Annotated in this window: 28 protein-coding genes; 5 read left to right on the forward strand and 23 right to left on the reverse strand. The window is 39.0% G+C overall.

Going from position 1 to position 26,472, the window contains the following annotated elements; translation table 11 throughout:
- Positions 1-137: 137 nt before the first annotated feature.
- Positions 138-2,477 carry a TonB-dependent receptor gene (locus IE056_RS14085; RefSeq protein WP_189605362.1) on the reverse strand — a complete coding sequence of 780 codons (2,340 nt, stop codon included), beginning with the start codon at positions 2,475-2,477 and terminating at the stop codon, positions 138-140.
- Between the two features lie 316 nt (positions 2,478-2,793).
- Here IE056_RS14085 and IE056_RS14090 point away from each other — a divergent pair, with 316 nt between their 5' ends.
- The gene (locus IE056_RS14090; protein WP_189605363.1) at positions 2,794-5,211 is read left to right on the forward strand and encodes a hybrid sensor histidine kinase/response regulator; all 2,418 of its coding nucleotides are present in this window, start codon (positions 2,794-2,796) and stop codon (positions 5,209-5,211) included.
- On the opposite strand, the gene IE056_RS14095 is transcribed toward IE056_RS14090, so the two are convergent.
- From IE056_RS14095 to IE056_RS14140, 10 genes are all read right to left on the reverse strand, one after another.
- Positions 5,201-6,547, reverse strand: coding sequence for a sigma-54-dependent transcriptional regulator (locus IE056_RS14095; protein ID WP_189605364.1), 1,347 nt, complete (start codon positions 6,545-6,547; stop codon positions 5,201-5,203). The genes IE056_RS14090 and IE056_RS14095 overlap by 11 nt on opposite strands.
- Before the next feature lie 264 nt (positions 6,548-6,811).
- Positions 6,812-7,153, reverse strand: coding sequence for a hypothetical protein (locus tag IE056_RS14100; protein WP_189605365.1), 342 nt, complete (start codon positions 7,151-7,153; stop codon positions 6,812-6,814).
- Positions 7,154-7,340: 187 nt separating this feature from the next.
- The gene (gene arfB / locus IE056_RS14105) at positions 7,341-7,742 is read right to left on the reverse strand and encodes an alternative ribosome rescue aminoacyl-tRNA hydrolase ArfB (protein WP_189605366.1); all 402 of its coding nucleotides are present in this window, start codon (positions 7,740-7,742) and stop codon (positions 7,341-7,343) included.
- 1 nt (position 7,743) lies between these two features.
- A complete protein-coding gene (locus IE056_RS14110) occupies positions 7,744-9,294 on the reverse strand; it encodes a DUF4301 family protein (RefSeq protein ID WP_189605367.1) in 1,551 nt (516 codons plus the stop codon).
- Positions 9,284-9,862, reverse strand: coding sequence for an AAA family ATPase (locus IE056_RS14115; protein WP_189605368.1), 579 nt, complete (start codon positions 9,860-9,862; stop codon positions 9,284-9,286). Before IE056_RS14115 ends, IE056_RS14110 begins: the two co-directional genes overlap by 11 nt.
- The gene (pnuC, locus tag IE056_RS14120) at positions 9,826-10,455 is read right to left on the reverse strand and encodes a nicotinamide riboside transporter PnuC (RefSeq protein ID WP_189605369.1); all 630 of its coding nucleotides are present in this window, start codon (positions 10,453-10,455) and stop codon (positions 9,826-9,828) included. The genes IE056_RS14115 and pnuC overlap by 37 nt, the downstream gene beginning before the upstream one ends.
- Entirely contained in the window at positions 10,439-10,699 is a 261-nt protein-coding gene (locus IE056_RS14125) for a YkoF family thiamine/hydroxymethylpyrimidine-binding protein (protein WP_189605370.1), read from the reverse strand. Before IE056_RS14125 ends, pnuC begins: the two co-directional genes overlap by 17 nt.
- A 287-nt stretch (positions 10,700-10,986) precedes the next feature.
- On the reverse strand, positions 10,987-11,319 hold the full coding sequence (locus IE056_RS14130; protein WP_189605371.1) for a hypothetical protein: 333 nt from the start codon (positions 11,317-11,319) through the stop codon (positions 10,987-10,989).
- A gap of 225 nt (positions 11,320-11,544) precedes the next feature.
- Positions 11,545-12,282 (reverse strand): phosphoglycerol geranylgeranyltransferase, encoded by a 738-nt coding sequence (locus IE056_RS14135; protein WP_189605372.1) that lies wholly within the window; start codon positions 12,280-12,282, stop codon positions 11,545-11,547.
- 3 nt (positions 12,283-12,285) lie between these two features.
- Positions 12,286-12,927 carry a 4'-phosphopantetheinyl transferase family protein gene (locus tag IE056_RS14140; RefSeq protein ID WP_189605373.1) on the reverse strand — a complete coding sequence of 214 codons (642 nt, stop codon included), beginning with the start codon at positions 12,925-12,927 and terminating at the stop codon, positions 12,286-12,288.
- Positions 12,928-12,990: 63 nt separating this feature from the next.
- On the opposite strand from IE056_RS14140, the gene ahcY reads away from it, so the two are divergent.
- Complete coding sequence (gene ahcY, locus IE056_RS14145) at positions 12,991-14,307, forward strand: adenosylhomocysteinase (RefSeq protein WP_189605374.1); 1,317 nt, start codon at positions 12,991-12,993, stop codon at positions 14,305-14,307.
- 106 nt (positions 14,308-14,413) lie between these two features.
- Here the strand turns inward: ahcY and IE056_RS14150 are convergent, their stop codons facing one another.
- From IE056_RS14150 to IE056_RS14175, 6 genes are all read right to left on the reverse strand, one after another.
- On the reverse strand, positions 14,414-14,632 hold the full coding sequence (locus IE056_RS14150) for a putative signal transducing protein (RefSeq protein WP_189605375.1): 219 nt from the start codon (positions 14,630-14,632) through the stop codon (positions 14,414-14,416).
- Positions 14,633-14,874: 242 nt separating this feature from the next.
- Positions 14,875-15,453, reverse strand: coding sequence for a DUF3332 domain-containing protein (locus IE056_RS14155; protein ID WP_189605376.1), 579 nt, complete (start codon positions 15,451-15,453; stop codon positions 14,875-14,877).
- Positions 15,454-15,571: 118 nt separating this feature from the next.
- Positions 15,572-15,886 (reverse strand): putative signal transducing protein, encoded by a 315-nt coding sequence (locus tag IE056_RS14160; protein WP_189605377.1) that lies wholly within the window; start codon positions 15,884-15,886, stop codon positions 15,572-15,574.
- 81 nt (positions 15,887-15,967) lie between these two features.
- The gene (rpmA, locus tag IE056_RS14165; protein WP_189605378.1) at positions 15,968-16,228 is read right to left on the reverse strand and encodes a 50S ribosomal protein L27; all 261 of its coding nucleotides are present in this window, start codon (positions 16,226-16,228) and stop codon (positions 15,968-15,970) included.
- Positions 16,229-16,256: 28 nt separating this feature from the next.
- Positions 16,257-16,745: a 50S ribosomal protein L21 gene (rplU, locus tag IE056_RS14170; RefSeq protein WP_189605379.1), complete on the reverse strand. Its 489-nt coding sequence runs from the start codon at positions 16,743-16,745 to the stop codon at positions 16,257-16,259.
- Between the two features lie 95 nt (positions 16,746-16,840).
- Complete coding sequence (locus IE056_RS14175) at positions 16,841-17,302, reverse strand: DUF4199 domain-containing protein (protein ID WP_189605380.1); 462 nt, start codon at positions 17,300-17,302, stop codon at positions 16,841-16,843.
- Positions 17,303-17,487: 185 nt separating this feature from the next.
- On the opposite strand from IE056_RS14175, the gene IE056_RS14180 reads away from it, so the two are divergent.
- Positions 17,488-18,807, forward strand: a complete 1,320-nt coding sequence (locus tag IE056_RS14180) for a M16 family metallopeptidase (RefSeq protein ID WP_189605381.1) — start codon at positions 17,488-17,490, stop codon at positions 18,805-18,807.
- A gap of 18 nt (positions 18,808-18,825) precedes the next feature.
- Positions 18,826-20,889, forward strand: coding sequence for a M16 family metallopeptidase (locus IE056_RS14185; protein WP_189605382.1), 2,064 nt, complete (start codon positions 18,826-18,828; stop codon positions 20,887-20,889).
- A 421-nt stretch (positions 20,890-21,310) separates the two neighbouring features.
- Here IE056_RS14185 and IE056_RS14190 read toward each other — a convergent pair whose 3' ends face one another.
- The 6 genes from IE056_RS14190 to mutY form a co-directional block, all read right to left on the reverse strand.
- Entirely contained in the window at positions 21,311-21,451 is a 141-nt protein-coding gene (locus tag IE056_RS14190; RefSeq protein WP_189605383.1) for a hypothetical protein, read from the reverse strand.
- Positions 21,452-21,522: 71 nt separating this feature from the next.
- Positions 21,523-22,407: a DMT family transporter gene (locus tag IE056_RS14195; RefSeq protein WP_189605384.1), complete on the reverse strand. Its 885-nt coding sequence runs from the start codon at positions 22,405-22,407 to the stop codon at positions 21,523-21,525.
- Between the two features lie 49 nt (positions 22,408-22,456).
- Entirely contained in the window at positions 22,457-23,026 is a 570-nt protein-coding gene (gldD, locus tag IE056_RS14200; protein WP_189605385.1) for a gliding motility lipoprotein GldD, read from the reverse strand.
- Complete coding sequence (locus tag IE056_RS14205; protein ID WP_189605386.1) at positions 23,023-24,345, reverse strand: gliding motility-associated protein GldE; 1,323 nt, start codon at positions 24,343-24,345, stop codon at positions 23,023-23,025. The genes gldD and IE056_RS14205 overlap by 4 nt, the downstream gene beginning before the upstream one ends.
- Positions 24,346-24,366: 21 nt before the next feature.
- Positions 24,367-24,837, reverse strand: a complete 471-nt coding sequence (locus IE056_RS14210; RefSeq protein ID WP_189605387.1) for a single-stranded DNA-binding protein — start codon at positions 24,835-24,837, stop codon at positions 24,367-24,369.
- Between the two features lie 104 nt (positions 24,838-24,941).
- On the reverse strand, positions 24,942-25,982 hold the full coding sequence (mutY, locus tag IE056_RS14215; RefSeq protein ID WP_189605388.1) for an A/G-specific adenine glycosylase: 1,041 nt from the start codon (positions 25,980-25,982) through the stop codon (positions 24,942-24,944).
- Between the two features lie 107 nt (positions 25,983-26,089).
- Here mutY and IE056_RS14220 point away from each other — a divergent pair, with 107 nt between their 5' ends.
- Positions 26,090-26,410, forward strand: coding sequence for an HU family DNA-binding protein (locus IE056_RS14220; protein WP_262891467.1), 321 nt, complete (start codon positions 26,090-26,092; stop codon positions 26,408-26,410).
- Positions 26,411-26,472: the final 62 nt, after the last annotated feature.

Here is a 26,472-nt window from a genome sequence, read left to right on the forward strand (position 1 = left end):
CTTTCCTATTGAAGACCAATGCCGCCTGCCCCTACTCAGGCAGTTCTGATCTTCAAAAACTGGGAACCCATCCTAGGCGCCCTCTTTAGAAATTATTTTTCAGACAGCTTCTTATAAAAACTACTGGCAGAAGAAAATCAGAATCTCAACGTAACCCCTGCTAAAAAGTTGGTGCCCGCCTGAGGATAGTAGGCCACCATTTGCCATTTGGCATCATACCATCCATTGGATACATATTTTTCATCAAAAATATTATTTACAAGTCCGGTAAAAACAACTTCCTTAAATAGAGGAGCATTTCTCCAGTTATACTGAATATTAAAGTCATTTACAAAATAGCTGTCCAGCAAAGTACCTTCAACCTCAGTATTGCTCATATACTGTTCCCCCACAAATTTCGAAAGAAGTTTAAGCTCCAAGTTCTCTATAGGTCTGTATTCAAAGATATTTCCGGCTACTATTTCCGGAGAAAAAGAAATGTCTGTATTTTTATATTCATAGGCTTCTTCATTAAAAATAGCCATAAAATGTTCATTCTTATTGCGGCTTATTGCAATATTCGGTCTAATAATAAGCTTATCAAAAATCCTGAAAGCAGCATCAACTTCAAGCCCTAATCTATAACTGTCTCCACTATTTGTCCTTATAGGAGACCCCACATTATCCAGCTCACCGGTTAGCACCAACTGATTTTGATAATCCATATAATAGAGGTTGGTATTCACTTGAACTGTCTTGGTATTTAATCTCCACCCCAACTCAAAATCATTCAATTCTTCGGGTTTGGGATCTTCACTTTTATAATCATCTCTGTTTGGTTCCCGGTGAGCACGCGCATAGGATAAATATAACCTGTTGGCTTCTGAAACTTCATAGGTTATCCCCGCTTTTGGATTAAAAAAGGTATGAGAATCATCTACGATAAATGGCACTTCCTCCTCCATATTCCCATCTGCTGTATAATTGATGGTCCTAAGCTGAAGATCCCCGAACAAAGAAAAATCTTCGGAAATTGCAACATTTGCTTTTCCGTAGACATTGAAATCTGTTTTTTCAGCATCATTTTCATAATAAATCTGGTTTGGTTCGCTTGGAGCAAACCGGGTATAGGTGACTTCACCAAAATGGTCTCCGTCATACTTGTTCCATCCACCGCCAAAATCCAGTTCCAGCCAATTCTCAGTATAATTCAGGTTAAAAGTGGCACCATAAAAATGGTTATCCAGCCACTTTTTTGTTACCAGATCTGAACTTGTAATTTCCTCTCCATTTGCCGTAAATGGCTCTATGAGATATTCTTCCAGATCCTGATCTGTCCTGTAGGATTCATAAAATCCCCTTCCGTAGGTATAATGCAGCGCCACATTCGAGGACCAGCCACCGCCATAGTTTTCATTCCACAACAACTGGAAATGATCCTGCTTGTAATTATCGACGTGGTCATCATAAAACTGCTGATTCCCATCTGCATCTACGTATGCTCCTGATGGATTAAACCTGCGGTCTTCCTGCAGTTGTTCTTCAGAAATCCCATCCCAGGCCTGGTAAGTCACTTCACTACCCCCAAAAGTCAAGGCTTTAACCAGGGTGCTTTCATCTACATAAGTTGCCTGTAAAAAATAGGATTTAAGATCTGTAGATGCACGATCAACATATCCGTCACTTTCGATAGTAGAAGCTCTACCAGCAAATTCCCAGTGATCATTGAATAGTCCGGTGCTGAATTTCACCGTATTCTTAAATGTTCCGAAAGAGCCAGCACTAGATGCAATTTCTGCGGAAGGTTCTACTCGGTAACGATCTGTAAGAATGTTTATGCTGGCACCAAAAGCACCTGCACCATTGGTAGACGTTCCCACTCCCCGCTGCAGCTGAAGGTTTTCAACCGACGAGGCAAAATCTCCCAGGTTTACCCAGAAGGTCCCCTGGCTTTCAGCATCATTATAGGGAATTCCGTTAATGGTCACATTGATACGGGTTGCGTCACTACCCCTCACACGAATGCCGGAATATCCTATTCCTGCACCCGCATCACTGGTCGTGACAACGTTTGGCATGTAATTCATCAGCGTTGGAATATCCTGACCTAAATTCCTGTCTTCGATCTCCTCGTTTGTAAGGTTACTGTGAGTAATGGGAGACTCTGCACTTACCCGTACTGCCGAAAGAAAGACCTCATCCAGAACTTCCTGCGCATCACCAAGATCAACGTCAAGCACCTGATCTTCAGTTAAATTAACCCTTATTTCTTTTTTGTTTCCGTAGGAGAAAATGAGGTTGTACGTTCCCGACTCAAGGCTAAGAGAATATTCTCCCGAACTGTCTGTCTGGGTTCCAGTAGTTTGTCCCTGGACTCTTACTATGGCTGCTCTAAGAGGAGTATCACCATCTGTAACTTTTCCCTGTATGGTATATTCCTGGGCAGATGCGCTCAGGGAAAATACCAAAAGGCTTAAATAAAATAACGTGTTTTTCATCCGTAAAAAAATTTATTACGAATAAAAGGGGCATTATTCTTCTGGTTAATTGATTAAAAAATAAAATCCTGAAATCCATCCGATCTAAATTGCAAGGATGATTTTCAGGAGTGCGATACTTTGCGCTGTTTGCGCTAAATTCCCTTGGCAGCATTACCTGCCCAGGTTCTTTGGGTATAATCTCAGCTTCCTTCCTAACGAATCAGGAATTCTGCACCCCTTTGAGATGTGCCACAAAAGTAAATTGACTTTTTGATTTAACCTAATTTTTACAGCTTTTGATTTTTAAATGCTAAATTTAAAAATTCTACCAGGTATGAAAGAAAATAAACAATCCATCACTTATACGGTAATCATAGGTTACCTGCTTTTAACTGCACTTGCCGCTTTTAGCGTTTGGTTCATCTATTCCCAGGTAATTGAGTATACGAGCATGGCCGAAAATAATCTTTCCAGCAATAAGAGATTATTACTTGTAGGCCAGGCAGCGACAAATCTTTATGAAGCAGAAAGCCTGAGCCGGCAATTGATACAAACAGGAGAAACCGAAAATCTCGAGATTTATAAATCTGAAATTGACACCATACGGAACACGCTTGATTCCCTAAATCAAACATCGGCCGGTACAGACCTTACTCATGAAATAGACAGTATAAACCTTCTTCTTTCTTTAAAAATTGAAAACCTGGAGGAACTTCTGGAGCTAAGGACAAGGGAAGGGAGCCAGAGTTATTATTCAAAGGTTATTTCTGAACTTCAAAGAGTGGATGAAAACTTTGGAAGTCGTAATTATGATGAAAGGTTCAGGGATCTTGCCCCACACCAGCGCAGGGTTTTGGTGAAATTACTTGAATATTCCGAAAGGGATGAAGCCCAGCAAATCACCACCCAAACCCTCGATTCTTTGGTCCAGTCGGTTAAAAATGTACTGAGTGAACTTGAAATCGCCGACCGGCGATTCAGGAGAACGGTGCGGGACACAGAGGATCAATTACTGGCCAATGAAGTGAACCTGAATAGCCAGCTAAGAAATCTGCTTTCCACCATCGAAGCGGAAGAAAGACGGACTTCCCTGGCACAGGTTTCCGAAAGACAGGAAATCGTAAGAAGTACTTCCAGAACTATCGGAATTTTAGGCGGATTAAGTTTTACGATCATCCTTATCTTTTTATTCCTGGTAATGCGGGATGTTACCCGGAGCCAGCGCTACCGGAATGAGCTGGAAAAGGCGAAACAATACGCCGAGTCACTTCTTAAAAGCCGGGAGCAATTTATGGCAACCGTGACGCATGATTTAAGGTCGCCATTAAATACTGTAGTAGGTTATACTGATCTTCTGGAAAGAACCAGATTGAGCAGGTCGCAATCACATTACCTCAACCACCTGAAAAAGTCTTCAGATTATATTCTTCACCTTGTGGACGACCTGCTGGATCTCTCCAAACTTGAAGCCGGAAAAATGACAGTTGAAAATCTTTCTTTTAATCCGAAGAATCTGATTGAGGATACTGTGGACAATGCTGTTCCTGTTAAGAAGTGTGAGGAAGTAGATGTGAAGGTGAATATTTCTGAAGATCTAGACCGCATGGTGCAAAGTGATCCATTCAGAATAAAACAAGTGATCACCAATCTTGTGACCAACGCCTGCAAATTTACCGAAGAAGGAAGCATTGAAATAGTAGGTATTCTGGAAAAGAGGAAGGGAAAAAACTTTATGGTGATCAAAGTGAAGGATACAGGAATCGGAATTTCGGCAGAAAAGATTGATGCAATTTTTGAAGAATTTTCACAGGAAGACAGTTCTATAGAAAAGCGCTTTGGAGGGTCGGGACTTGGTCTCGCCATCAGCAAGAAACTCACCCAACTGCTAAACGGAACCATAGAACTGGAAAGCGAACACGGGAAAGGAAGTGAGTTTACCATAAATATTCCGGTGAAACTTGTTGCCACTGAAAATGTTTCAACAACTGAAGTGGTCCAGCCGCCTTCAGAAGAAATGAGCCGGTTTTCGGTACTAATCGTGGATGATGAACCGTCGCAGTTAAGTCTTTTGAGCGAATTCATCAAATCCACCGGAATGAGAATAGAAACCAGTAACAATGGAAAAGAAGCTGCCAAAAAACTTAGATCGGAAAAATTTGATCTTGTTCTGACCGACATACAGATGCCGAAAATGAGCGGGGTTGAACTACTAAACCACATCAGGCAGCATCCAGAGACAAAACGCTTGCCCGTCATTGCTCTTTCGGGACAGGCAGGGAAAAGTCCGCAGGAATATCTTGAAATGGGTTTTAATGACAGTCTTTTAAAACCTTATTCTTCTGGTCATTTATTGCAAAAAATAGAGGCTGTATTACAAACAGAAATTAAAAAACCTACCGGAAAAGTGGAATGCAACAACGCTTCTCAAAACTACTCGCTTACGGAAGTTGAGCTTTTTGCCGGAGGGGATAAACAGGCGCTGAATACCATATTGAAAGCTTTTTCAGAAAGCACCCGATCTAATGTGGAAGCCATGAATCATGCTTTTTTGAAGGGCAACAGGGAAAAGATTGCTGCCACTGCTCACAAAATGCTCCCAATGTTCAGGCAGTTGAAAGTTTCGGAAGTGGTGGGTCAACTGGAAATTCTGGAATCTACCGATTCCAGTAAATTTTCAGAAGTAAATATTGAAGAATTAACCGGCCAGATAAACGATCTTCTCAAGGAAATAGAAGCAGAAACTAAAGACTAATGTCGTATTGTTTCAATTTGTTATAAAGAGTTTTTCTGTCAATAGAAAGCAATTTTGCCGCTTTACTTTTATTCCCGTTTGTTCTTTCCAGGGCGTCAAGAATTAATTCCTGTTCATTCTTGTTCTTGAAGAGACTAAAAGATTCATCTGTTACTTCTGCCGCTACAATTTCCTGCGGCAAAACCTCTGTCCCCACCATCTCATATGTACTTAGTAGAACGGCTCGTTTAATTACGTTCTTAAGTTCTCTAAGGTTCCCGGGCCAGCGATAATTGTGGATGGCCTCTATGGCTTCTGCATTGAAGCCGGTTACTTCTTTTTCAAGTTCTGCATTGGCCAGTTCCAGGAAATAATTTGCAAAGATCATCAGGTCCTCATTGCGATCTTTCAGAGAAGGAACTTTAATGGAAAATTCATTTAAACGATGATAAAGATCTTCCCGGAAATCACCTTCTTTTACCAGTTCGTACAGATCTTCATTGGTAGCCGTGATCACCCGAATATCAACTTTAATTTCTTCATTACTCCCCACCGGTTTCACTTTTCGCTCCTGTAAAGCCCTTAAAAGCTGCACCTGAAGTTCATAGCTAAGATTCCCGATTTCATCCAGGAACAAAGTTCCCTTATTAGCTGCTTCAAAATGCCCGGTTTTGTTAGATACTGCGCCGGTAAAAGAACCTTTAATATGCCCAAAAAATTCACTGGATGCTAATTCTTTTGGAATAGCCCCACAGTCTACCGCGATAAAAGGCGCATCCTTTCGTTTACTTTTATCGTGAATACTCTTCGCGATTTGCTCCTTGCCTGTTCCACTCTCCCCCATGATGAGCACAGACATATTCGTAGGCGCTACAAGATCTATGTAATCATTAAGTTTTTTAGAAGCATCACTTACCCCTTTGATAAAGGTATTGGCCTGGGGTACATTATTGCTATTAGATGTCTTTTTCCTCTCCGGTTTTTCTCCGGAAGATCCCGCGTTACTAAGGGCACTGTTAATAGTTTGAAGGATTACTTCGGGATTGAAAGGTTTGGCGATATAATCGAAAGCCCCTTCCTTCATGGCATTCACAGCCATTTTTATTTCCGCATAACTCGTCATCATGATGACTTCACTCTGCGGCTCTTTTGATTTCACCTCTCTTAATATTTCCAGTCCTTCCTTATCGGGAAGTCTTACATCAGAAATAATGATTTCAAACATGTTTTTTTCGAGTAAAGAAAAAGCCTCCAGTGCACTGAATGCCGTACTCACCTCAAAATCCTTTTTCTTAAGGTAGGTCTGCAACATGGTGCAGAAAGCAACATCATCTTCAACTATGAGTATTTTGGCCATAAAGTATTTCGAATATCAGCAAAATTATGAATATTCCATCCCTGTTAGCCAAAAATAAGCATAAAAAAAGGGCTGCGAACAGCCCTTCTTCTAATTTATAACCATTTAAGGGTAAATAATTAGTCCATTTTTTCGAATGTCCGGCATAAATTTAATTTCCCCTCCTCTGCGTTTCCGTAGTCTTTGGTCCATCTTTTAGCACATGTTCTGTCGGGCAGTCGTCACCTGGAGTTGGCATCTCCATTAGGGAGGGTGATGATCATATTATTCTTTATCCTTCTTTTCTTTATCGATCCAATTTCCTTGTGCGTCTGCATACAATTCTTTGGTTTCTCCCTGAAGTGTGGTTAATACAATTTTGTATTTTGTCTCACCTTCTTTTTCTTTCATATAAGCTTCTGAAACTGTAGCCCCCTGAAAATCTCTTTCTACAGACTGCTGAACTTCATCGGGTAATTCCCCTACCTGGATTTGCTCCATTTCTTCCTGAGTTTCCTGGTGTGTGGTTTCCTGAGTTGATCCCTCTTCATAAACCTGAGCACTAACACTTTCTACCGAAAAAAACATTGCTGTTATCGCTAATGCTGTTAAACCTAACTTTTTCATAATATTTTAATTTAAATTAATTTTTTTATAAATCTAATAAGAGATATGAAACAATTGTTCCACTTTTTATATAAAATACAGAATGCCTGTAAACAGGCACTTTCTCTCATTCAATAAACTTTTTAAGGGTGTGGAACAAAAAAAATTCCCCACCTGAGTGGGGAATAATTCTACATATTCTACTATTTTATTTCAAAGGGTCTTTGCGGTTGCTCTTTTTTTCTGAATGCATTTTCTTCTTCCGAAGACGTTTTAATTTGGAAGCTCTGGAAGGTTTGGTCTTCTTTCTGGGTTTCGGCTTTACAAGCGCCTCTTTTATAATATCCAGAAAACGTTGAGTAACCAGTTCTTTATTTTTATGCTGACTCCTGGACTCATCACTTTGGAGGATCAATTCTCCATTGTTTGTAAGCCTGGACTGCAATTTTTTTAGCACCCGCTCCTTTTCACTTTCTGAAAATGCACCAGATTCAGAAACCATAAAGTGAAGTTCTACTTTGGAAGAAACTTTGTTGACATTTTGCCCTCCTGCGCCCGAACTTCTTACAGCTTTGTAGCTTACTTCCTGTATGAGTTGCTTTTCATCCAAACTAGCTGACCTGATGTGTAGGCTTTAAAAGATCGGCTACTGTTTTAACGGGGTTAAATGTCTCCACAGGAACTTCTACAAAAATGGTGATCCAGTCTGCCATTCCTCCATTCCATAATCCCGGCAATTCGAGAGCCTTTAACTCCTTACCATCCTTGGTCTTTTTTGCTATAAAACTAGTTTCTTCATCCACATAATCCTGAAGCTTAAAGTTCTCACCTTTATAGTTTTTCTTTCCACAAACAACATCTACAGGATTAAAATGAGTGGCTTCCTGCGCTATTTTACTCTGCTGGTAGTTATCGTGATCTATTTGTGCGCTCTCCACGATCTGCAAAGATATCTCACCAGATTTGTGAGTCACCCAGAAAGGTCCGCCTCCCGGTTCCCCTTCATTTTTCACCATTCCACAAATCCTAATTGGCCGGTTTAATTTCTTTTTTAAGACATTGATTTTTTCCGTTTTTTCAAGAGCGTCAAAGTCGATGCTTAAACCGGAATTCAGTTTCTTCCGGGTGAAGTTAATGATCTCCTCGAGCTTCTCTTCGGAAATATCTTTTTCTAATTTTTCAATACTTCCAAAAGTCTCCTTCTGCAGTTCCAGGAGCTTACCTGCCAGCATCTTTTTATAATCGGCTAATTTTTTTCGGTATTTAGGAATGACGACATTGTCGATATTTTTAATGAAAATAAGATCTGCATCCTGCTTATCCAGGTTTTCCAGCAAGGCCCCATGTCCACCCGGCCTGAAAAAGATTTGTCCGTTTTCATCCCGGAAAGGCTCATTTTCCAAAGTGACCGCTACGGTATCTGTCTTTGGATCCTGAAAGGAATAAGAAACCTGAAAGTTTACACCGGTCTCTTTTTCCAGCCTATCCTGAATTTCTGTAAATTCTGCTTTAAATTTTTCCTGGTGTTCTTCAGAAACTGTGAAGTGTAATTTTGCTTTTCCATTGGAGGCAGCATAATCTGCAGCCTCAATCAAATGTTCTTCAAAAGCAGTTGCCAAATGATCTTCATATTTGTGAAATGGCACTAATCCTTTGGGGTAATCCCCCAGATTAAGCCCTTCTTCGGTAAGCATTGTCTTTACAAACAGCAGGCGTTGCTCATCTTCCGGCAGGGTATCAAATTCATTCTTTTCTTCGGTGATCTTTTGTTTCACCTTATCATAAAAAGGCAGCTGCTTCATTCTGTTAAAGAACATTTCCAGCTTCTCGTCATTCTTTTTTTCAGTATATTCTTCTACCGATTCCTTTCCAGGATCATATTCATCAAGAAACTGATAAAATGCTTTAAACATACGTGTTGCCGCCCCTGAAGCGGGAACAAATTTTAGTACTTCCAGATTTTCTTTTTCAGAATCATAAAGCCCCGAAAGTTTATCCATTTCTTCTTGGGAGCAGGAAATAATACCATTCCTGATGGTTGCCGCTTCCCGAACATTCATTACCACATTACCACGTTCAAAAATGGCAATTTGCCTTTTCACTTCATCGGTGGTTAAACCTTTTTCTTTAATTTGAGATACATCTTCTTTACTAAAGTCCAACTTTTCTATCTTTTATTAGTTTATCAATTGTTTTCACCGCCTTTTCAAATCTCTTTTCGAAATCCCCCCTAAGGATCTCATACGGCTTTTCATAAAGGTCTAAAGATTCTTTGAATTTGTCGAACATAAATTCCCGCTGGTCGGGCCGGTCGCGCAAATCGTCTTCAACCCAGGGAACATCAATATACGTTAAAAAATATATATCGTAATGAGCCTTTAACGCTTGTTTAAGAAGAAGCGGCTCACAAAAGCCACCAAAATAGGCTTTGGAGTAGACTACAGTTTCCAGTAGATTGGTATCACAAATGAGGACTTTATTTGCCCTTTCAAGGAGTATATTTTCCATTTGCATCTGGCCAACTGCTATAGGAAGAATATCCTCCCTTCCACAAATTAATTGCTCCCGGTCCCATTTTTCCTGAAGGTAATCTCTTGAAAATTCCGGCACCCATTCTGTCTCATAATGTGCTGCAAGTGCTTTTGCGAGGCTGGTTTTTCCTGTAGACTCAGGTCCGTAGAGAACAATTTTTATTATGTGGGTACGTGACTGTTCAAGTTGTTTTTCCATGCTCTGTATCCGTAAAAGGCAATAATGGTAAATAGTAAATACTGAAAACTGGTAAAAGTAAGACCTTTATAAAAATACAGTGGTACCGAAATAATATCTCCCACGATCCAGTAAATCCAGTTTTCCAGTTTCTTTCGGGCCATGAGCCACATCCCGACAAAAAATATAGCCGTGGTGAAGGTATCTACATAAGCCGTCCAGTCATTCCATTTGTCAAAGAATTCATAGATAGCAAAGGTAAAAAGCAGGGTTCCCAGAAAAATAAGAACACTCCACCATTTCTCCTTTTTTGTAGTGGTTGTAATGGGAATAAAATGGACAGCATCTACTTTACGGGTCCACACGTACCAGCCGTAAATACTCATGGTGGAATAGTAGACATTGATCATCATATCTCCCAGCAACTGCCACTGCCAGAGGAGATATACAAAGATAACGGTACTAACGATTCCGGTGGGATAAACAAGAATATTCTCCTGTTTTGAAAACCAGACAGAAAAAAACCCAAAAACCACGGCAATTAATTCCAGAATGATAAATAGTACAGGATAGTCACCATACTGCTGAAAAAGAAAATCAAAAATCGGCTGCATAATCGCTCAGATTACTTTTTACGATTTTCATGGTTAGAAGCACATGTTCTGAAGAAGCGAAAGCTTCTTTGATCTCCTCGGTAAGAAACTCCATGATTTTGTCATATTCCCCATATACCTGAGTACTTAATGGATTTTCAATTACTCTGAAACCCGACTTTCGCAGGGCTTTTATAAATTTCTGAATGGGAGCTTTGAAATCATCCTGAAGCGGAGAAAGCGTTAATTCAACAGATATTTGCATTTCATTTTTTTTCAAAGGTATAAGTTATACCGAAAAAACACTTATAAAAAAGCACTTTATGGTAGCACGTAAAAGATGTTACCTCCACAAAGGATAAAGAAAAAGGCCATCTAAAATATTTTTCAGATGACCTTCTTCAAAAACTAACCATATATATGGAAAGGATTAAAACCTATTTTCCGGTGCCTGGCATTCATAGCACATGTTCTGCCCGGCATCCGCCACCAAGAGTTAGCTTCTCTTTTAACAGTGGATTTAGTAGATTGATTGGTTGGTTAAAAATTAATCTACTTGGAATCTTTCTCTTTATCTATCCAGTTACCCTGGGCATCTGCATAAAGCTCTTTGGATTCTCCTTCGGCAGTGGTCACTACCAGCTTGAACTTGGTTTCCCCATCTTTTTCTTTACTATAGGCTTCAGATATTGTAGCTCCCTGAAAATCTCTTTCTACAGATTGACTCACTTCACCAGGTAATTCCTGAACATCGATTTGTTTAAAATCTTCCTTTTCCTGTACCTGCGCTGTTGCAGTTGCAGTTGCAGTTTCCTGGGCAGTTACAGTTCCTACAGAGAAGAACATAGCACCTGCGATTACAGCTGTTACATAAAATCTTTTCATGGATTTAAGTTTTTAGTTATTTGTTGTTATGTAGTAGCTATAGAAACTATTATTCCAAATTTCGGGCTTTAGCATATCGTGTCTGAAATACAGGGTATTAAGGAGTATGCCATACTTTTGAATTGTGTAATGCGAAGAAATTTCCCCATTTTTCTGTGGAAATAGGCAACAACTTTTACATTTTAACCACTTGTAAAGCGAGAGAAATCTTTTCGGAAATTAATTTTAAGCCTCTTTTGAAATTTTTAAAAGAGGCAACTCTTCCCACGAACCTTCTTCAAAAGCTGTACCTACCACCACAACATCTGCTCCGGCAGAATATATTTCCTGCAACTGCTCCTGGCTGCGAATACCACCTCCTACAATAAGAGGAATGGAAACAGCCCTTTTTACTTCGGAAATGATTTTGTTGCTAACAGGAAAGATTGCACCGCTTCCGGCTTCCAGATAGATCATTCTTTTTCCGGAGTATTCTCCAGCCAAAGCAGTTTCCACGATCACCTGGACTTTCTCCTGGGAAAGTGGCTCTGTCTCACTTACTCTTTCCACAGCCGATTCTTTTCCGCCGTCAATTAAAATATACCCCACCGGAAGTATTTCCAGTGAACTTTTTTGTAAAATGGGAGCTGCTTTCACCTGCTGCCCTATTAAATATTCAGGATTTCTTCCAGAGATGAGGGAAAGAAAAAGAATACCATCTGCCGCATCAGCTATCTGCGTAAAATCTCCGGGAAACAGTATCACTGGAACATCTGTGTTTCTTTTAATAACTTCCACACAAGTTTTTGTTCTTTCTGCCTCGACTGTACTTCCGCCGACTAACAGAAAAGAGGTTTGCTTAGGCAGTTTCTGAAGAAATGTAGCCACTTCAGCTTCATCAAATTTATCGGGATCAATAAGAACAGAAAGCAGTTTTTCTTCCGAAGTAACAGCATTCAGTATTAAATTTAGAAATGATGCCATGAATCAGGCAGGATTTAATTCGGGTAGTGCATACACGCAGGTAAATTCTTCAAATTCGAGAAAATCCAGTACGTAATGAGTGGTTTCTCCTTTAAAGAACACCTTCCCGGTGGTTTTAAAACTATCAAAATCAAAATCGTTGATATTGATGTTCTGTAAAAAACTCACCCCCGGTTCTGCATAAAGTTTGTAAATAGCTTCTTTTGCACCCCAAACAATGGTGAGTTTTCGAATAAGCGCGTCAAAATTCGCAATCGTTCTGTACTCCTGGATAGGAGTGAATTTATGAGCTATTCGAAGGATCTTATCCCGTTGCTTTTCTATGTCTATGCCCACTTCGGAATCACTGAGAATAATTGCCGAAAAAATAAAGGAATGCGTGATGGAAATAAACTTTCCGTCCTTTAAATGAGGTTTACCATGGCCATCGTAAAAGAGATCATGATCTGCATAACCTTCTTCTGCCAAAAGATGTCTCACACTAAGAAACCCGCGCCGGTGGATATCCGATTTCATGCCCTCCATTCTATCCTGACAATGAGATGTTAAGCTAACGTTCTCCCTTAGTTTCTCGTACGGCTCTTCTATCTTCCAAATGAGGACTTTAGTATGATTATTTACTGTTATTGTTTTGTAAAGGGGCATAAAAAAGTGTTAGATATTCTTTACTTTTGTGGTTCGCAAATTTGCTAAATCAAATATAATAATATGTCAACGAAAACAGTACCTTATACTGCCTATAAAGTAAAAGATATTTCCCTTGCTGACTGGGGGAGAAAAGAAATAGAACTTGCCGAAGCAGAAATGCCGGGACTTATGTCTCTTCGGGAAGAATATAAAGACGAACAACCTCTTAAAGGTGCCCGTATCGCAGGTTGCCTTCACATGACCATACAAACTGCTGTTCTTATTGAAACTTTGATTTCCCTGGGAGCCGAAGTTACCTGGAGTTCATGTAATATTTTCTCTACTCAGGACCAGGCTGCCGCTGCAATTGCTGCCGCAGGAATCCCTGTGTATGCCTGGAAAGGTATGAACGAAGAGGAATTTAACTGGTGCATCGAGCAGACACTTTTCTTCGGAGAAGACCGCAAGCCATTAAACATGATTCTTGATGATGGCGGTGACCTTACCAATATGGTTCTTGATAAATATCCTGAACTAGCTGAAGGAATTAAAGGTCTTTCTGAAGAAACCACAACCGGAGTTCATCGTTTATACGAGCGTATGAAAAATGGAACTCTTCCTATGCCTGCTATCAACGTAAACGATTCTGTTACCAAATCTAAATTTGACAACAAATATGGATGTCGCGAAAGTGCTGTGGATGCTATTCGCCGTGCTACAGATGTGATGCTAGCAGGAAAAAGAGTGGTTGTTTGTGGATATGGCGATGTTGGAAAAGGTACTGCCCAGTCTTTTAAAGGAGCCGGCTCTATTGTGACTGTAACCGAGATTGATCCAATCTGCGCATTACAAGCCGCCATGGATGGGTTCGAAGTTAAGAAGCTTGAAACTGTTCTTCCAAAAGCAGATATCGTAATCACCACCACAGGAAATAAGGATATTGTACGTGGCGAACATTTCAAAGCCATGAAAGATAAAACGATTGTTGCAAACATTGGTCACTTCGATAATGAGATCCAGGTAGCCTGGCTGAACGAAAACTATGGCAACACCAAAGATGAGATCAAGCCTCAGGTTGACAAATACACCATCGACGGAAAAGACATTATTCTTTTAGCTGAAGGCCGATTGGTAAATCTTGGTTGTGCTACAGGACATCCAAGTTTTGTGATGAGTAACTCCTTCACAAACCAGACTTTGGCACAGATCGAGCTTTGGAAGAATACAGACCAGTACGAAAATAAAGTTTACATGCTGCCTAAGCATCTTGATGAAAAAGTAGCTGCCCTTCACCTGGAGAAAATCGGAGTGGAGTTGACAGAATTGAGTCAGGAACAAGCTGAATATATTGGGGTGACGGTTGAAGGTCCGTTTAAACCTGAATATTACAGATACTAGTAGACTTTATACTGTAGAAAAACAAAAAATCCTCTTTGGTTATTGATCAAAGAGGATTTTTTATAATCCATTTCTAAAAAATCATGAAAAATTAATTCCACAATATTTATGAAAACCCACGTTCTTTCAGGATCGCAATCGCCTGCTCCCGTTGTGACTTTGGAACCATTACCCGCATTCCCGCCATTCCCAACCCAGCCATCCCGGCGGCACTTTGTGTGGCCTCATCAGGTAATTGATATTTAATATCATTCTCCTCCAGTAAATTTCTGATTATTTCAATTTCAAATGAATGAACGGTGTGGTAAATCGATACGAATTCCATAGTAAACATTTATAGGAAAGACAATAGATTACAAAAAACAGAAATTAGCTGCGTTTAAATAATTAATTTCCGAATCTAAATCATTAGGGTTTTAATTGCTGTAGCTTTCATTACGGAGCATTACACCAACTACTGGTTTACAGATTGACTTTTTAACATCATCCAAAAATACAACGCTGTACAAATCAAAAAAGCCTCCAAAGATTAACTTTAAAGGCTTTAAATACGCTGAATGAAATCAATTATTTTGCGCTGGCCAGCAGACAATTTTCATAAGAAGCAACTTTACTGTTCAAAAGAGCCAATCCTTCTTGTCTGGTAGCATTTTGATCAATTTTCACTTCTTCACCATCTGGCAAATAAACAATATAAAATCCTTCTTCATAAGAAGATAATTTTATTTTCTCTCCATCCTTCATTGCATTCCATGACTTATCTGAAGCTTCATAGATTAGTGTAAGTTCATTTCCTTCACGTTCTCCGGTAAGCACCCTGATATTGATCTGATTTTTAGTAGCAATCATTTCATATTTCACTCCGTCTTTTTCAATGATCTGAGATTCAATATCTCCATCATTCATCGCAATAGGATTTGATCCCGACCAGAATTCCACAAGGTTGAAGATGATCACATCACCGGCATAAAACAAAGGATAAACAGGAATAATATTTAAGCCCCAAAAAATAGCATTATTTACAAATTTATTATCGGCTACACTTTCATTCCAGTCTCTAAGTCCGTTCCAGGCACTAAAGGAGCCAAGGCAACTGGTGCTTAAAAATGCCAGAGACAAAACGGCACACATAATTAGTTTTCTCATAATTTTTCGGTTAAAGGTTATTTTACGGATGTGAAATGAAATTATATAAATTAAATCCAACAATAAAACATTTAACAAAAAATAAACTCTGTAGGAATTAGATATTACAAGTATATGTTTAGAATAAACACCAGTTAATAAGGCCAGAGATAATAATGATAAGCAAGAGTGCAAGGAATAAATACCAAAAAAATCGGTAATTTAAAGCCGAGTTGGCTTCTGGTTCAGGAGTACCATAAAAGCCATTTTTTTTTAAAATATTTTTCGCTCGTAAAACCTGATCTTCTATCACCTGCACCCTTACTCCAACAGGAATTGCCGTATTGGTAGCTTCATCAAGAATCCTGAATTTTATTTGATTCTCTTCAAACAAGTGCCGTATAATGGCAATCTGATTCTGTCTTGGTGTGTCAAAAATGGTAATATATTTCATATCCGTAGATTGAAATATTAAAATACAAAAAAACCCTTTCTGAATGAGAAAGGGTTTTAGAATCTTAAAAAGAAATTCTTATTAAGCCTGGAAAGGCTCTATAGAAACGTAAGACTTGTTGTCTTTCTTTTTAGTAAATTTCACAAGACCGTCTACTTTGGCGTGTAAAGTATGGTCTTTTCCTGCGTACACATTCTCACCCGGATTGTGCGCAGTACCTCTTTGTCGTACGATAATGTTCCCGGCTATGGCTGCTTGCCCACCAAAAATCTTCACACCTAAGCGTTTTGATTCTGACTCTCTACCGTTCTTGGAACTACCAACTCCTTTTTTATGTGCCATTTTATTTAGTTTTTAAATTAATGGTAAATTATTCGCTTAAAGCAGTAATTAATTCTGCTTTCTTCATAGAAGAATATCCTTCAATCCCTTTATCTTTAGCCATTTCCCTCAATTCCACAACAGTGTTATTGTTCAAATCACTTGAAGATTCTTCAGATTTTGCTGAATTATCAGATTCCTTTTTAGCTGCAGCAGGTTTCCCTCCTTTTGCTGAAATACTTTCGATTACAATTTCTGTTAAGGACTGGCGGTGACCATTCTTAACTCTGTAACCTTTACGTCTTTTCTTTTTGAAAACAATCACTTTGTCTCCTTTTAAGTGCCTGGTGATTTTAGCTCCTACCGAAGCACCTTCTATAGCTGGGGCGCCTAAAGTAACATTGTCACCATCACCTGTAAGAAGAATCTTGTCGAAAGAAACACTGTCTCCTTCTTCTCCCTGTAGGCGGTTTACAAATACTTTCTGGTCTTTTGCAACTTTAAATTGCTGCCCTGCTATCTCTACAATTGCGTACATAGCGTATTTTATTAAAAGTTTATTTTATACAACCTGTTTTTTCAGGCGGGTGCAAATATACTTCTAATTAATTAATTTGCAAAGGCATTATAAATTTAATACGTATGCTTTTTACCTTCCGTAGTATTTCTGGTATTTTTAAGCAATTGGTTCCAGGCAAAGGTAATTACTACGGTACTTGCAAAACCCATTAACGCAACAGTAAAAATCACCATTCCAATACTTACAAACCAATCTGTTTCCCACATAGTGATCAACTCCTCGAGGAAATCTGGATCCAGTTCGGAATATACTGCAAAGAACGCAGTAAATAGCATGGTAGCGATAAATCCGGTAGTCAGCCCCACCATAAAACCTTTTTGAAATCGATACTTCACACCTTTATTTTCTTTATAGCGCGTTATTGCGAAATAAAGACCTGCTCCTAATATTACCATATTAAAGATACTATAAGCAGGATTAATGTGTAGACCAAACAGGGATAACAACAAAAAATATGCTATTAGCCCAATGGCTATAAGTAACCCATAAGTTACGGGATAAGAAAGTTTCTTCATAAGGTTGGTATTTTTATGTGTATAAATTTCCAAAAATTATAAGGATTTTACCCTTAAGACCTTGTTAATTTAGGTTTTTTAGCCAATATTGGCAAAAATCACTCATCTTAGAATTTTATAACTTATTTTGTAACAATAAAATGCATTCTTACACTAATTCTTTAACTAAATAAACAGTCTAAAAAATGATTAACAAAATTAAATTAACGGCTTGTGCAGCCTTCCTCTCTTTTACAGGAATTGCACAGGAGGTTGAATTTACAGAGTACCAGTTGGATAACGGATTAAATGTTATTCTTCATCAGGACAATTCAGCCCCAGTTGTAACAACATCGGTAATGTACCACGTAGGTGCGAAAAATGAGAATCCGGAAAGAACTGGTTTCGCCCACTTTTTTGAACATCTTCTTTTTGAAGGAACAGAAAATATAGGTAAAGGAGAATGGTTCAAGATCGTCTCTTCCAATGGAGGAAGCAATAATGCCAACACTACAGATGACCGTACTTATTATTATGAAATCTTCCCATCCAATAATCTCGAACTGGGACTCTGGATGGAATCGGAAAGAATGATGCACCCAATCATAGACCAAAAAGGTGTTGACACCCAAAATGAGGTTGTGAAAGAGGAAAAAAGAATGAGGGTTGACAATGCACCTTACGGACAGATCTTTGCTGAAGTAAAGAAAAGGCTTTACGAAAATCATCCTTACCGTTGGACAACCATTGGTTCTATGGACCACCTGGATGCTGCCACCCTGGAAGAATTTCGTGAATTCAATGATAAATTCTATGTTCCCAACAACGCAACTCTGGTAGTAGCCGGTGACATTGAGATAGAAAAGACAAAAAAAATGATCCAGGATTACTTTGGTCCTATAGAAAAAGGTGCTCCGATTGAACAAATAAATATTGAAGAGGAACCAATTACTCAACAACTGGAAGGCACTTACCATGATCCAAACATCCAGATTCCCGCGGTAGTTCTTGCATACAGAACTCCATCTATGAAGGAACGGGATGCTTATGTTCTTGACATGATCTCTTCTGTTCTTTCTGACGGAAAATCTTCCAGACTTTACAATAAACTGGTTGACGACCAAAAGCAGGCATTAGAAATTGGAGCTTTCAATATCGCACAGGAGGATTACGGCCAGTATGTGGTTTTCGGTCTTCCGTTGGGAGAAACTTCGCTTGACACTTTAACTTCTGAAATTGATGAGGAAATAGTAAGGCTTCAGAATGAAATGATCAGTGAGCGGGAGTATGAAAAGCTTCAGAATAAATTTGAAAACAGGTTTGTAAATTCAAACAGCAGCATCGCGGGAATTGCAAGTTCTTTAGCAACTTACCAGATGCTCTATGGAAATACAGATCTTATTAATGAAGAAATTGACATCTACCGGTCTATTACACGTGAAGAAATTCAGGAAGTAGCCAAAAAATATCTAAACCCTAACCAGCGTCTAGTACTGGATTACCTCCCTCAAACCGACTCTGAATAAAATTTAAAAGCAAAAACAATGAAAAATAAAATAATAGCATTAGCAGTTTTATTTCTGTGTTCAATGGGAGTCGAAGCTCAAATTGACCGCAGTACACCGCCTGAAGCGGGGCCTGCACCTAAAATTAATCTTGGAAAACCAGAATCTTTTACCTTAAAGAACGGATTAAAAGTTCTTGTAGTAGAAAATCACAAGTTACCAAGGGTCTCCATGACACTTACCATGGACAATCCCCCGGCAGCTTCGGGAGAAAAAGCTGGAGTTTCAGGACTCATGGGATCTATGTTGGGTGAAGGCACCAAAGATATCCCCAAAGATGAGTTTAACGAGGAAATAGATTACCTGGGAGCCAGTGTAAACTTCTTTTCAAGAGGAGCATCTGCCAATTCCCTTTCCAAGTACTTCCCAAGAGTACTGGAACTTGTTGCTAAGGGAACTCTTAATCCAAATTTCACTCAGGAAGAATTTGAGACTGAAAAAGAAAGAGCACTGGAAAACCTGAAATCAACAGAAAAGGATGTTTCCTCAAATGCACAAAGATTAGGTACTGCATTAGCGTACGGAAAAAATCACCCTTATGGAGAATTTTCCACCAAAGAATCTATAGAAGGTCTAAGTCTGCAGGACGTACAGTCATTTTATGATTCCTATTTTGTCCCTCAAAATGCTTTTCTAGTAGTAGTAGGAGATGTAGAAACAAAGGAAGTAAAAAAGCTTGTTAATCAGCATTTCAAAAACTGGAAAAAGAAAGACCTTCCGGCACAGGAACTGCCTGCTGTAACCAATGTAGACCAAACCCAGATCAATTTCATTGATTTCCCAAATGCAGTTCAGAGTGAAGTTCAGGTTATGAACGCCATAGAGCTTCAAAAAGGACATCCGGACTATTTTCCGGTTTTAATGGCTAATAAGATCCTTGGCGGTGGTGGAGAAGCGCGACTTTTCCTTAATCTGAGAGAAGACAAAGGATTTACCTATGGAGCGTACTCCAGCACAGGAGATGATAAATATGCTGCAAGATTCGTAGCCAGTGCAAGTGTACGTAATGCGGTAACCGACAGTGCGGTTGTTGCCTTTCTTGACGAGCTTCACAGAATAAGAAATGAAAAAGTTTCGCAGGAAGAGCTGGAAAATGCAAAGGCTAAATACACAGGAGACTTTGTCCTTGCCCTGGAGCGACCTTCTACTATTGCACAATATGCATTAAATATTGAGACAGATAAGCTTCCTGAAAACTTCTATGAAACTTACCTGCAAAAGATTAATGCGGTTACCGCAGAAGATATTCAGAGAGTCGCCAAAAAATACTATTTAGCAGACAACGCCCGAATTATGGTAGTTGGAAAAGGAAGTGAAGTTGCCGAAAAACTGGAAAACTTCACCTATAACGGAAAAGATATTCCAGTAAAGTATTTTGACAAGTACGCGAACGAAACCGAGAAGCCCGATTACAATAAGGCAATGGATCCCAATGTAACCGTTGAAACTGTGTTCGACAAGTACATTGAAGCTATTGGCGGACAGGATGCTGTAGACGCAGTAAACTCTGTTTATATGACTGCTGAAGCCGACATCCAGGGACAAAAGCTGAATATGGAGATGAAAACCACTACAGGAGGAAAATCATCCAATGTAATATCTGTTGCAGGAAATGTGTTTCAGAAACAGGTTTTCAATGGGGAAGAAGGATTTGTGGTAGCACAGGGACAAAAAGTTCCTTTTAGCGACGATCAAATAGCTGCAGCAAAGGCTGAAGCAAATCCATTCCCCGAGACAATTGCTGAAAATGCAACTTTAAAAGGAATCGAACAGGTTGACGGTGAGGATGCTTATGTAATTGCATTGGATGACACCACCACAAATTACTATAATGTAGCCACAGGCCTAAAGGTACAATCTGTAAAAACGGTAAGCCAGGGAGGTCAAACAATGACTATCCCAACTGTTCTCAGCAACTATCAGGAGGTGAATGGAGTGAAATTCCCTTTCACTGTTTCCCAATCCATGGGGCCTCAATCCTTCACATTTAATGTGAGTGAGATAAAAGTGAATGAAGGTGTTACAGATGCCGATTTTGAATAGCAAAAAGAAAAATAATAAATTGTCTAAAAACCGCTTCCGTTTGGGAGCGGTTTTTTTAATGCCAGCCAGCAGAAAAAGATCTGTACAATTTATCATAAGATCCATTCACAGGAGCTAATCACCGTCACGAAAACACGGCAATCTCCATCTTTAAGAAGATACATGTACAATCTGGATATAAATATATAAAAGGACCTGAAAAGTTAAAGCAAACAACTATTATTTCCTCCATATAAAGGGCAGGATAAGGCTTTATTTAACTGGAAAGGAAAGACAGGAGTTTGTGCAGGAAAGAGATTCCCATAAAAAGGTGTTTCAGATTTGAAATAAATATTCAGATCAATTTTCAGGAGAATCCTTAAAAAATTCTGAAAATTTTTCACCAAGGTTTGTTAATAATTTAAGTTGGTTCAGCGTCTGTTTAAGCTGCTTTGGTATAATCTTTCTCAGTGATATCAGTTTTGTTCTGAAGCTCAACCAATTCTGCACTAGCATATTGCCAGGCTACCATTGTAAACAGCATAACAAATAGAGTAAAGCCAAAAAATAGTTTCTTTTTCATTTCACGGACTTTTAGGGGGTTTCAGTTTCGTAGATTAAAGTTAATTTAAAGTTAAAGAAAAACCAAATGAATTACTTTCTTTTTTTACTTGTATTAACGATCACTACTCCCAGAAGGATTAAAAGCCCGGAAAATAACTGAAACAAAGTGAACCCTTCACCATCCAAAAGCCCCCACCCTAGTGCAATTATAGGCACCACATAGGTAACAGAAGTTGAAAAAACAGGATCTGAAATTTGAATAAGCTTATTGAAGATTATTAAGGCTGCTCCTGTGCCAATAACTCCTAAAACAGCTATATAGAGTAATGATAAAGGAACATTGGGTGCCGTTAAAACACCTGCAGAGAAGAATCCGGTAGTGGCAAGCACAATTAGCGCAGGTACCACAATCACCATAAAATTCCCCGTGGTAATAGCAAGAGCCGGAATTGTTTGAAGATGCTTTTTAATGGCATTGGCATTAAATCCGTAGAAAAGAGATGCCAGCACCACCAATAGAGAGTACCAGTAATTCTGATCGGGGTTTACAGCTGCCCCACTTAAAATCAAAGCCGTAGTTCCTGCCAATCCCACGAAAACGCCAATGAATTTACGTTTAATAAAAGGCGCTTCAAATATAAAAATCCCCAGCAACATGGAAAGTAACGGGGTTGTGGAATTAAGGATTGATACTATGGCACTGTCAATTTCTGTTTCAGCGAATGAAAAAAGATAAGCAGGAAAGAAAGTTCCGAAAAACCCTGAAAATGCAATCCATTTCCATTGCTTTCCTTTAATGTGTCTCAGGCTCCTGAAGCCTATAATGATCAGAAATAAGGCTGCAAAAACAGTTCTTAGAGAGCCTACCTGCAGCGGAGTGAGTCCAACCAGACCCTTCTTTATAAGAATAAAAGAACTTCCCCACACCACAGAAAGCAGAAGGAGAAAAATCCATTTAAGATTTTTATTGGGCATCCGGTACTTCGATTCTCATTTAAATTAATGGACTACAGAGGAAAAAAAATTATTTATTTTCTTTCCACTTTACCGTTTCCATCAAATGTCTTATATCATTTTTTAGATAAGCCGCTGCCGGAAGTATAGAATCATAATTCGGCTGCGCTCTGAAGTAAACAGATCCCGTCATAAAATGATTCACACTATCTGTAAGGTAGAATTGTGCCTGGGAAGCTGCATCTCCCGATACTTCATAGAACATCCCATAAGTATCCCTGGAGGGGTTTACATAAACATCTCCCTCAATTACATCGGCCTTTATTGTGTGCTGTAAAGGAAGTTTCTGCGCATCCCGAAGAAGAGAATCAAGATTATTGTTAACAGGTTGATAGGTGATAAAAATAGTGCCTCTTAATAACTCATATTCAAGATTAAGCCAGCAATTGTTGGCGCCACGTGCCTTGGCAATTTCGGCCAGTTTATTTTTTTCAAAAATATAAGGGCAATTGTTGTCTACCAGACCATATTCCGGCGCAGGATATTCCATAGATAAAAAAGCACTGGGTTTTGGACGGGGATCCTCTGCGCAGGAAACGAACATAAAAATCATCAGGAGAAGTACGAAGGTATTTTTCATATTCCGGAGATACTTAGTTTTATTTGCTTGATGCGCTTATTATCGATCACTTCCACTGTAAAACTATATCCGTCGAAAAGAATGACATCATTTTTCTTCGGAAAACTTCCCGAAATTTCCAGCAAAAATCCTGCAAGAGTTTCGGCTTCTCCTTTATTATCTTCAAAGAGAGTGGGATCTTCAAGTTTAAGTACCCGGTAAAAATCTTTTAAAGGTGTCTTTCCTTCAAACACATAATTGTTATCATCAAGCTTAGAGAAAATCAGATCTTCATCATCAAATTCATCACTAATATCCCCGACTATCTCTTCAATAATATCCTCAAGAGATATTAACCCGCTGGTGCCACCATACTCATCCACTACAATTGCCAGGTGATTTTTTTTGAGTTTAAAATCATTTAGAAGGTCATCCAGTTTTTTATTTTCAGGAACAAAATAAGGCTCTCTCAGCAGGCTGTTCCATTGAAAATCATCCCGCTCTAAGTATGGCAAAAGGTCTTTTACATACAGGATACCCATTACAGAATCTATATTTTCCTTGTACACAGGAATACGGGAATAGCCATTCTCAATGATCTCCGGAATTATCTCCCGGTAAGGCTGATTCCCATTTAGCGCAAAAATATCCATTCTCGGCTTCATCACCTGCTTTGTATCGGTATTACCAAATGAGACAATTCCCCTCAGGATCTTCTGCTCTTCCTTTGTAGTATCATGTTGACTTGTTAGTTCAAGTGCCTGTGATAATTGATCTACGCTTAACCCGCTGCGCTGTTTTCCCAATCGTTCATGAATATAAATGGTAGCAGATCTCATTGGCAGACTTAAAGGGGCAAAAAGAACGTCCAGCACATTTAAAGGATATGCCATAAAATAGGAAAAATTCACCCTGTTGCGGCTGGCGTATACTTTTGGGAGGATTTCACCAAACAAAAGGATAAGAAAGGTTACTACTACTACTTCCAGAATAAACTTGAGATTGATCCCCAGGAAAACGGTGTCGATGTTTTGGAAAGCCACATCGGTAAGAGCATCAAAAAGCAGAATGATGGCAATATTAATGGTATTATTTGCCACCAGGATCGTCGCCAAAAGTTTTTTTGGTTTGTCCAGTAACTTAATAACGATCTGCTCCTTTGCTGTTCTCTTAAGCTCATCGGCTTCGAAATCTGCCGGAGTTAAAGAAAAAAATGCCACTTCGGCGCCCGAAATCATGGCAGAAGCGATCAAAAAAAGGAATAAAAAAATGATTCCGAAGAGTTGCGTGAGATCTGGAGCAACTAGAGATAATATTAAACTGGCAGGATCAGGATCCAAAGGTTGTATTTTTAATTAAACTTAGAAGGGTAAGTCATCTTCCTCTTCCTCAGCTGGATTTTGTTTTGCAAAAGTATCATTTTTAGGCTTTTGCGCAGGATAATTTTCCTTATTTGATGAACCTGCTGGATTTGCACCCGGCGAACCTCCCTCATTCTTGGGAGTTAGAAAGGTAAAATCTGTGCACTGTATTTCGGTAGAATATCTTTCAATTCCTTTTTCATCCTGCCATTTTCGGGTTTTGATCCTTCCTTCAATATATACTTTGTCCCCTTTTTTTAGATATTTTTCACAAATCTCTGCGGCCTTGTTTCTTACCACTACATTATGCCATTCGGTATTCGTCACCCGTTCTCCACTGGTCTTATTGGTGTAAGTTTCGTTGGTCGCTAAAGGAAACCTTCCCAAAGAACCACCACCTTCAAAATAGTGCATTTTTACATCGTCTCCTGTATGCCCAATAAGCATTACCTTGTTCAAAGTTCCAGTCATATTATGATATCTTAAAAAGAATTATTTCTAAAGTAAGTAAAAAAAGTTTTCATTTCTTCTTTTAACTTTCAAAGAATTGGGGAAATTACAAAAAAGCAGCTATCCTAAAAACAGTAAGACTCAATAAATTTATCAATTAATACAGGTACAGGAAATTCATTAATTTTCTCCAAAGGCACTCCTCCCTGAGGCAGCTCCCTGCAATTAACGATCCAGAAGCGGGTGAAGATATGTTGGTGAGAAAGTTTATGAACAACAGGCAATTCATTGAAAAGGGCAACAGAAGTATTTTCAGATGTGGAATAAGATTGATATTCTTCTTCCTTTACCAGGTTTTCAAAAGAAGTTTCCCCCGAAGTTTCCACCAGCGGAAATTCATATAATCCCTGCCAGATCCCTTTTCCCTTTCTCTGTTTTAAAAGCGTTTCCTTATCTTCTGAAATAAAAACCAGATAATTAAAATGCCTTTTCCTGATCTTTTGCTTTCTCAGTTTGATCGGAAGTTGGGCAATTCGTTGTTCCTTATAAGCAATACAATTTCCGGAAAAAGGACAGGTGGGACATTCCGGAAGCTGAGGTTTACATTGCAAAGCCCCAAACTCCATTAAACCCTGATTAAAATCTGAAGGATTGGTTTTATCAAGTAATTTCTGAGCGAGAATTTTGAATTCCTTTATCCCTTCGGTAGAGTTAATAGGAGTACTAATTCCGAAAATCCTGGAGAGCACCCGGTAGACGTTCCCGTCCACCACTGCAACGGGCTCTTCATAGCAAATGGAAGCAATTGCACTAGCTGTATAGTCCCCTACCCCTTTCAGCTGTAATAGATCTTTATAGGTTTCAGGGAAGATTCCTTTAAGTTCGTTGACAATATATTTAGCCGAAGCATGCAGGTTGCGTGCACGGGAATAATATCCCAAACCCTGCCATAATTTTAGAACCTCCTCTTCGGAAGCTGCAGCAAGGTCAAAAACGCTCGGAAATCTGTCTACAAACTTCAAATAATACGGTTTTCCCTGCTCGATCCTGGTTTGCTGAAGGATAATTTCGCTTAACCAGATGTAATAAGCGTCCTTTTCTGAACGCCATGGGAGGTCCCGTTTGTTTTCTAAATACCAGTTTATCAAAGTCTTAGAAAATTTCATTAGGTAAAAATATTTGACGCAATGATAATTCTTTATTCTGTTATTATTTAGTCAATTAGGCTTGAATAGTTGCCGATTTAATTCTTATATTTGCCTCTTGAAATTTTATAAACCCCTATTTATTAAATAATACGACAATGACGAAAGCAGATATCGTAGCAAAAATCTCTGAAAAACTAGGAATGGAAAAAGGAGATGTACAGGCTACTGTTGAAACCTTCATGGAAGAGGTAAAAACTTCATTAGAAGCAGGTGACAACGTTTACCTAAGAGGATTTGGAAGCTTTATCATCAAGACCAGAGCTGAAAAAACAGGAAGAAATATTTCCAAAAACACTACCATTAAAATCCCTGCACATAATATCCCTGCATTCAAGCCGGCTAAAATATTTGTAGAAGGTGTAAAAACCAACGTTGAGGTAAAATAGCGTACCGTCCTGTTATAACACAGGATTAAAATAAATTTATTAATTAAAAAGTCACACTATGC

The organism is Salinimicrobium marinum, assembly GCF_014651535.1.
GTDB lineage: Bacteria > Bacteroidota > Bacteroidia > Flavobacteriales > Flavobacteriaceae > Salinimicrobium > Salinimicrobium marinum.

Coding starts and splice junctions, on each gene's coding strand:
- IE056_RS14140 (WP_189605373.1), bottom strand. CDS start 12,927: ATGCCCCTTTACAAAACAATAACAGTAAATAATCATACTAAAGTCCTC.
- IE056_RS14160 (WP_189605377.1), bottom strand. CDS start 15,886: ATGAAATATATTACCATTTTTGACACACCAAGACAGAATCAGATTGCC.
- IE056_RS14195 (WP_189605384.1), bottom strand. CDS start 22,407: ATGCCCAATAAAAATCTTAAATGGATTTTTCTCCTTCTGCTTTCTGTG.
- mutY (WP_189605388.1), bottom strand. CDS start 25,982: ATGAAATTTTCTAAGACTTTGATAAACTGGTATTTAGAAAACAAACGG.
- IE056_RS14125 (WP_189605370.1), bottom strand. CDS start 10,699: ATGCAAATATCTGTTGAATTAACGCTTTCTCCGCTTCAGGATGATTTC.
- IE056_RS14210 (WP_189605387.1), bottom strand. CDS start 24,837: ATGACTGGAACTTTGAACAAGGTAATGCTTATTGGGCATACAGGAGAC.
- IE056_RS14190 (WP_189605383.1), bottom strand. CDS start 21,451: ATGAAAAAGAAACTATTTTTTGGCTTTACTCTATTTGTTATGCTGTTT.
- IE056_RS14090 (WP_189605363.1), top strand. CDS start 2,794: ATGAAAGAAAATAAACAATCCATCACTTATACGGTAATCATAGGTTAC.
- IE056_RS14150 (WP_189605375.1), bottom strand. CDS start 14,632: ATGGAATTCGTATCGATTTACCACACCGTTCATTCATTTGAAATTGAA.
- IE056_RS14185 (WP_189605382.1), top strand. CDS start 18,826: ATGAAAAATAAAATAATAGCATTAGCAGTTTTATTTCTGTGTTCAATG.
- gldD (WP_189605385.1), bottom strand. CDS start 23,026: ATGAAAAATACCTTCGTACTTCTCCTGATGATTTTTATGTTCGTTTCC.
- IE056_RS14155 (WP_189605376.1), bottom strand. CDS start 15,453: ATGAGAAAACTAATTATGTGTGCCGTTTTGTCTCTGGCATTTTTAAGC.
- IE056_RS14175 (WP_189605380.1), bottom strand. CDS start 17,302: ATGAAGAAACTTTCTTATCCCGTAACTTATGGGTTACTTATAGCCATT.
- IE056_RS14095 (WP_189605364.1), bottom strand. CDS start 6,547: ATGGCCAAAATACTCATAGTTGAAGATGATGTTGCTTTCTGCACCATG.
- IE056_RS14180 (WP_189605381.1), top strand. CDS start 17,488: ATGATTAACAAAATTAAATTAACGGCTTGTGCAGCCTTCCTCTCTTTT.
- IE056_RS14130 (WP_189605371.1), bottom strand. CDS start 11,319: ATGAAAAGATTTTATGTAACAGCTGTAATCGCAGGTGCTATGTTCTTC.
- pnuC (WP_189605369.1), bottom strand. CDS start 10,455: ATGCAGCCGATTTTTGATTTTCTTTTTCAGCAGTATGGTGACTATCCT.
- ahcY (WP_189605374.1), top strand. CDS start 12,991: ATGTCAACGAAAACAGTACCTTATACTGCCTATAAAGTAAAAGATATT.
- rpmA (WP_189605378.1), bottom strand. CDS start 16,228: ATGGCACATAAAAAAGGAGTTGGTAGTTCCAAGAACGGTAGAGAGTCA.
- IE056_RS14085 (WP_189605362.1), bottom strand. CDS start 2,477: ATGAAAAACACGTTATTTTATTTAAGCCTTTTGGTATTTTCCCTGAGC.
- IE056_RS14115 (WP_189605368.1), bottom strand. CDS start 9,862: ATGGAAAAACAACTTGAACAGTCACGTACCCACATAATAAAAATTGTT.
- IE056_RS14100 (WP_189605365.1), bottom strand. CDS start 7,153: ATGAAAAAGTTAGGTTTAACAGCATTAGCGATAACAGCAATGTTTTTT.
- IE056_RS14135 (WP_189605372.1), bottom strand. CDS start 12,282: ATGGCATCATTTCTAAATTTAATACTGAATGCTGTTACTTCGGAAGAA.
- rplU (WP_189605379.1), bottom strand. CDS start 16,745: ATGTACGCAATTGTAGAGATAGCAGGGCAGCAATTTAAAGTTGCAAAA.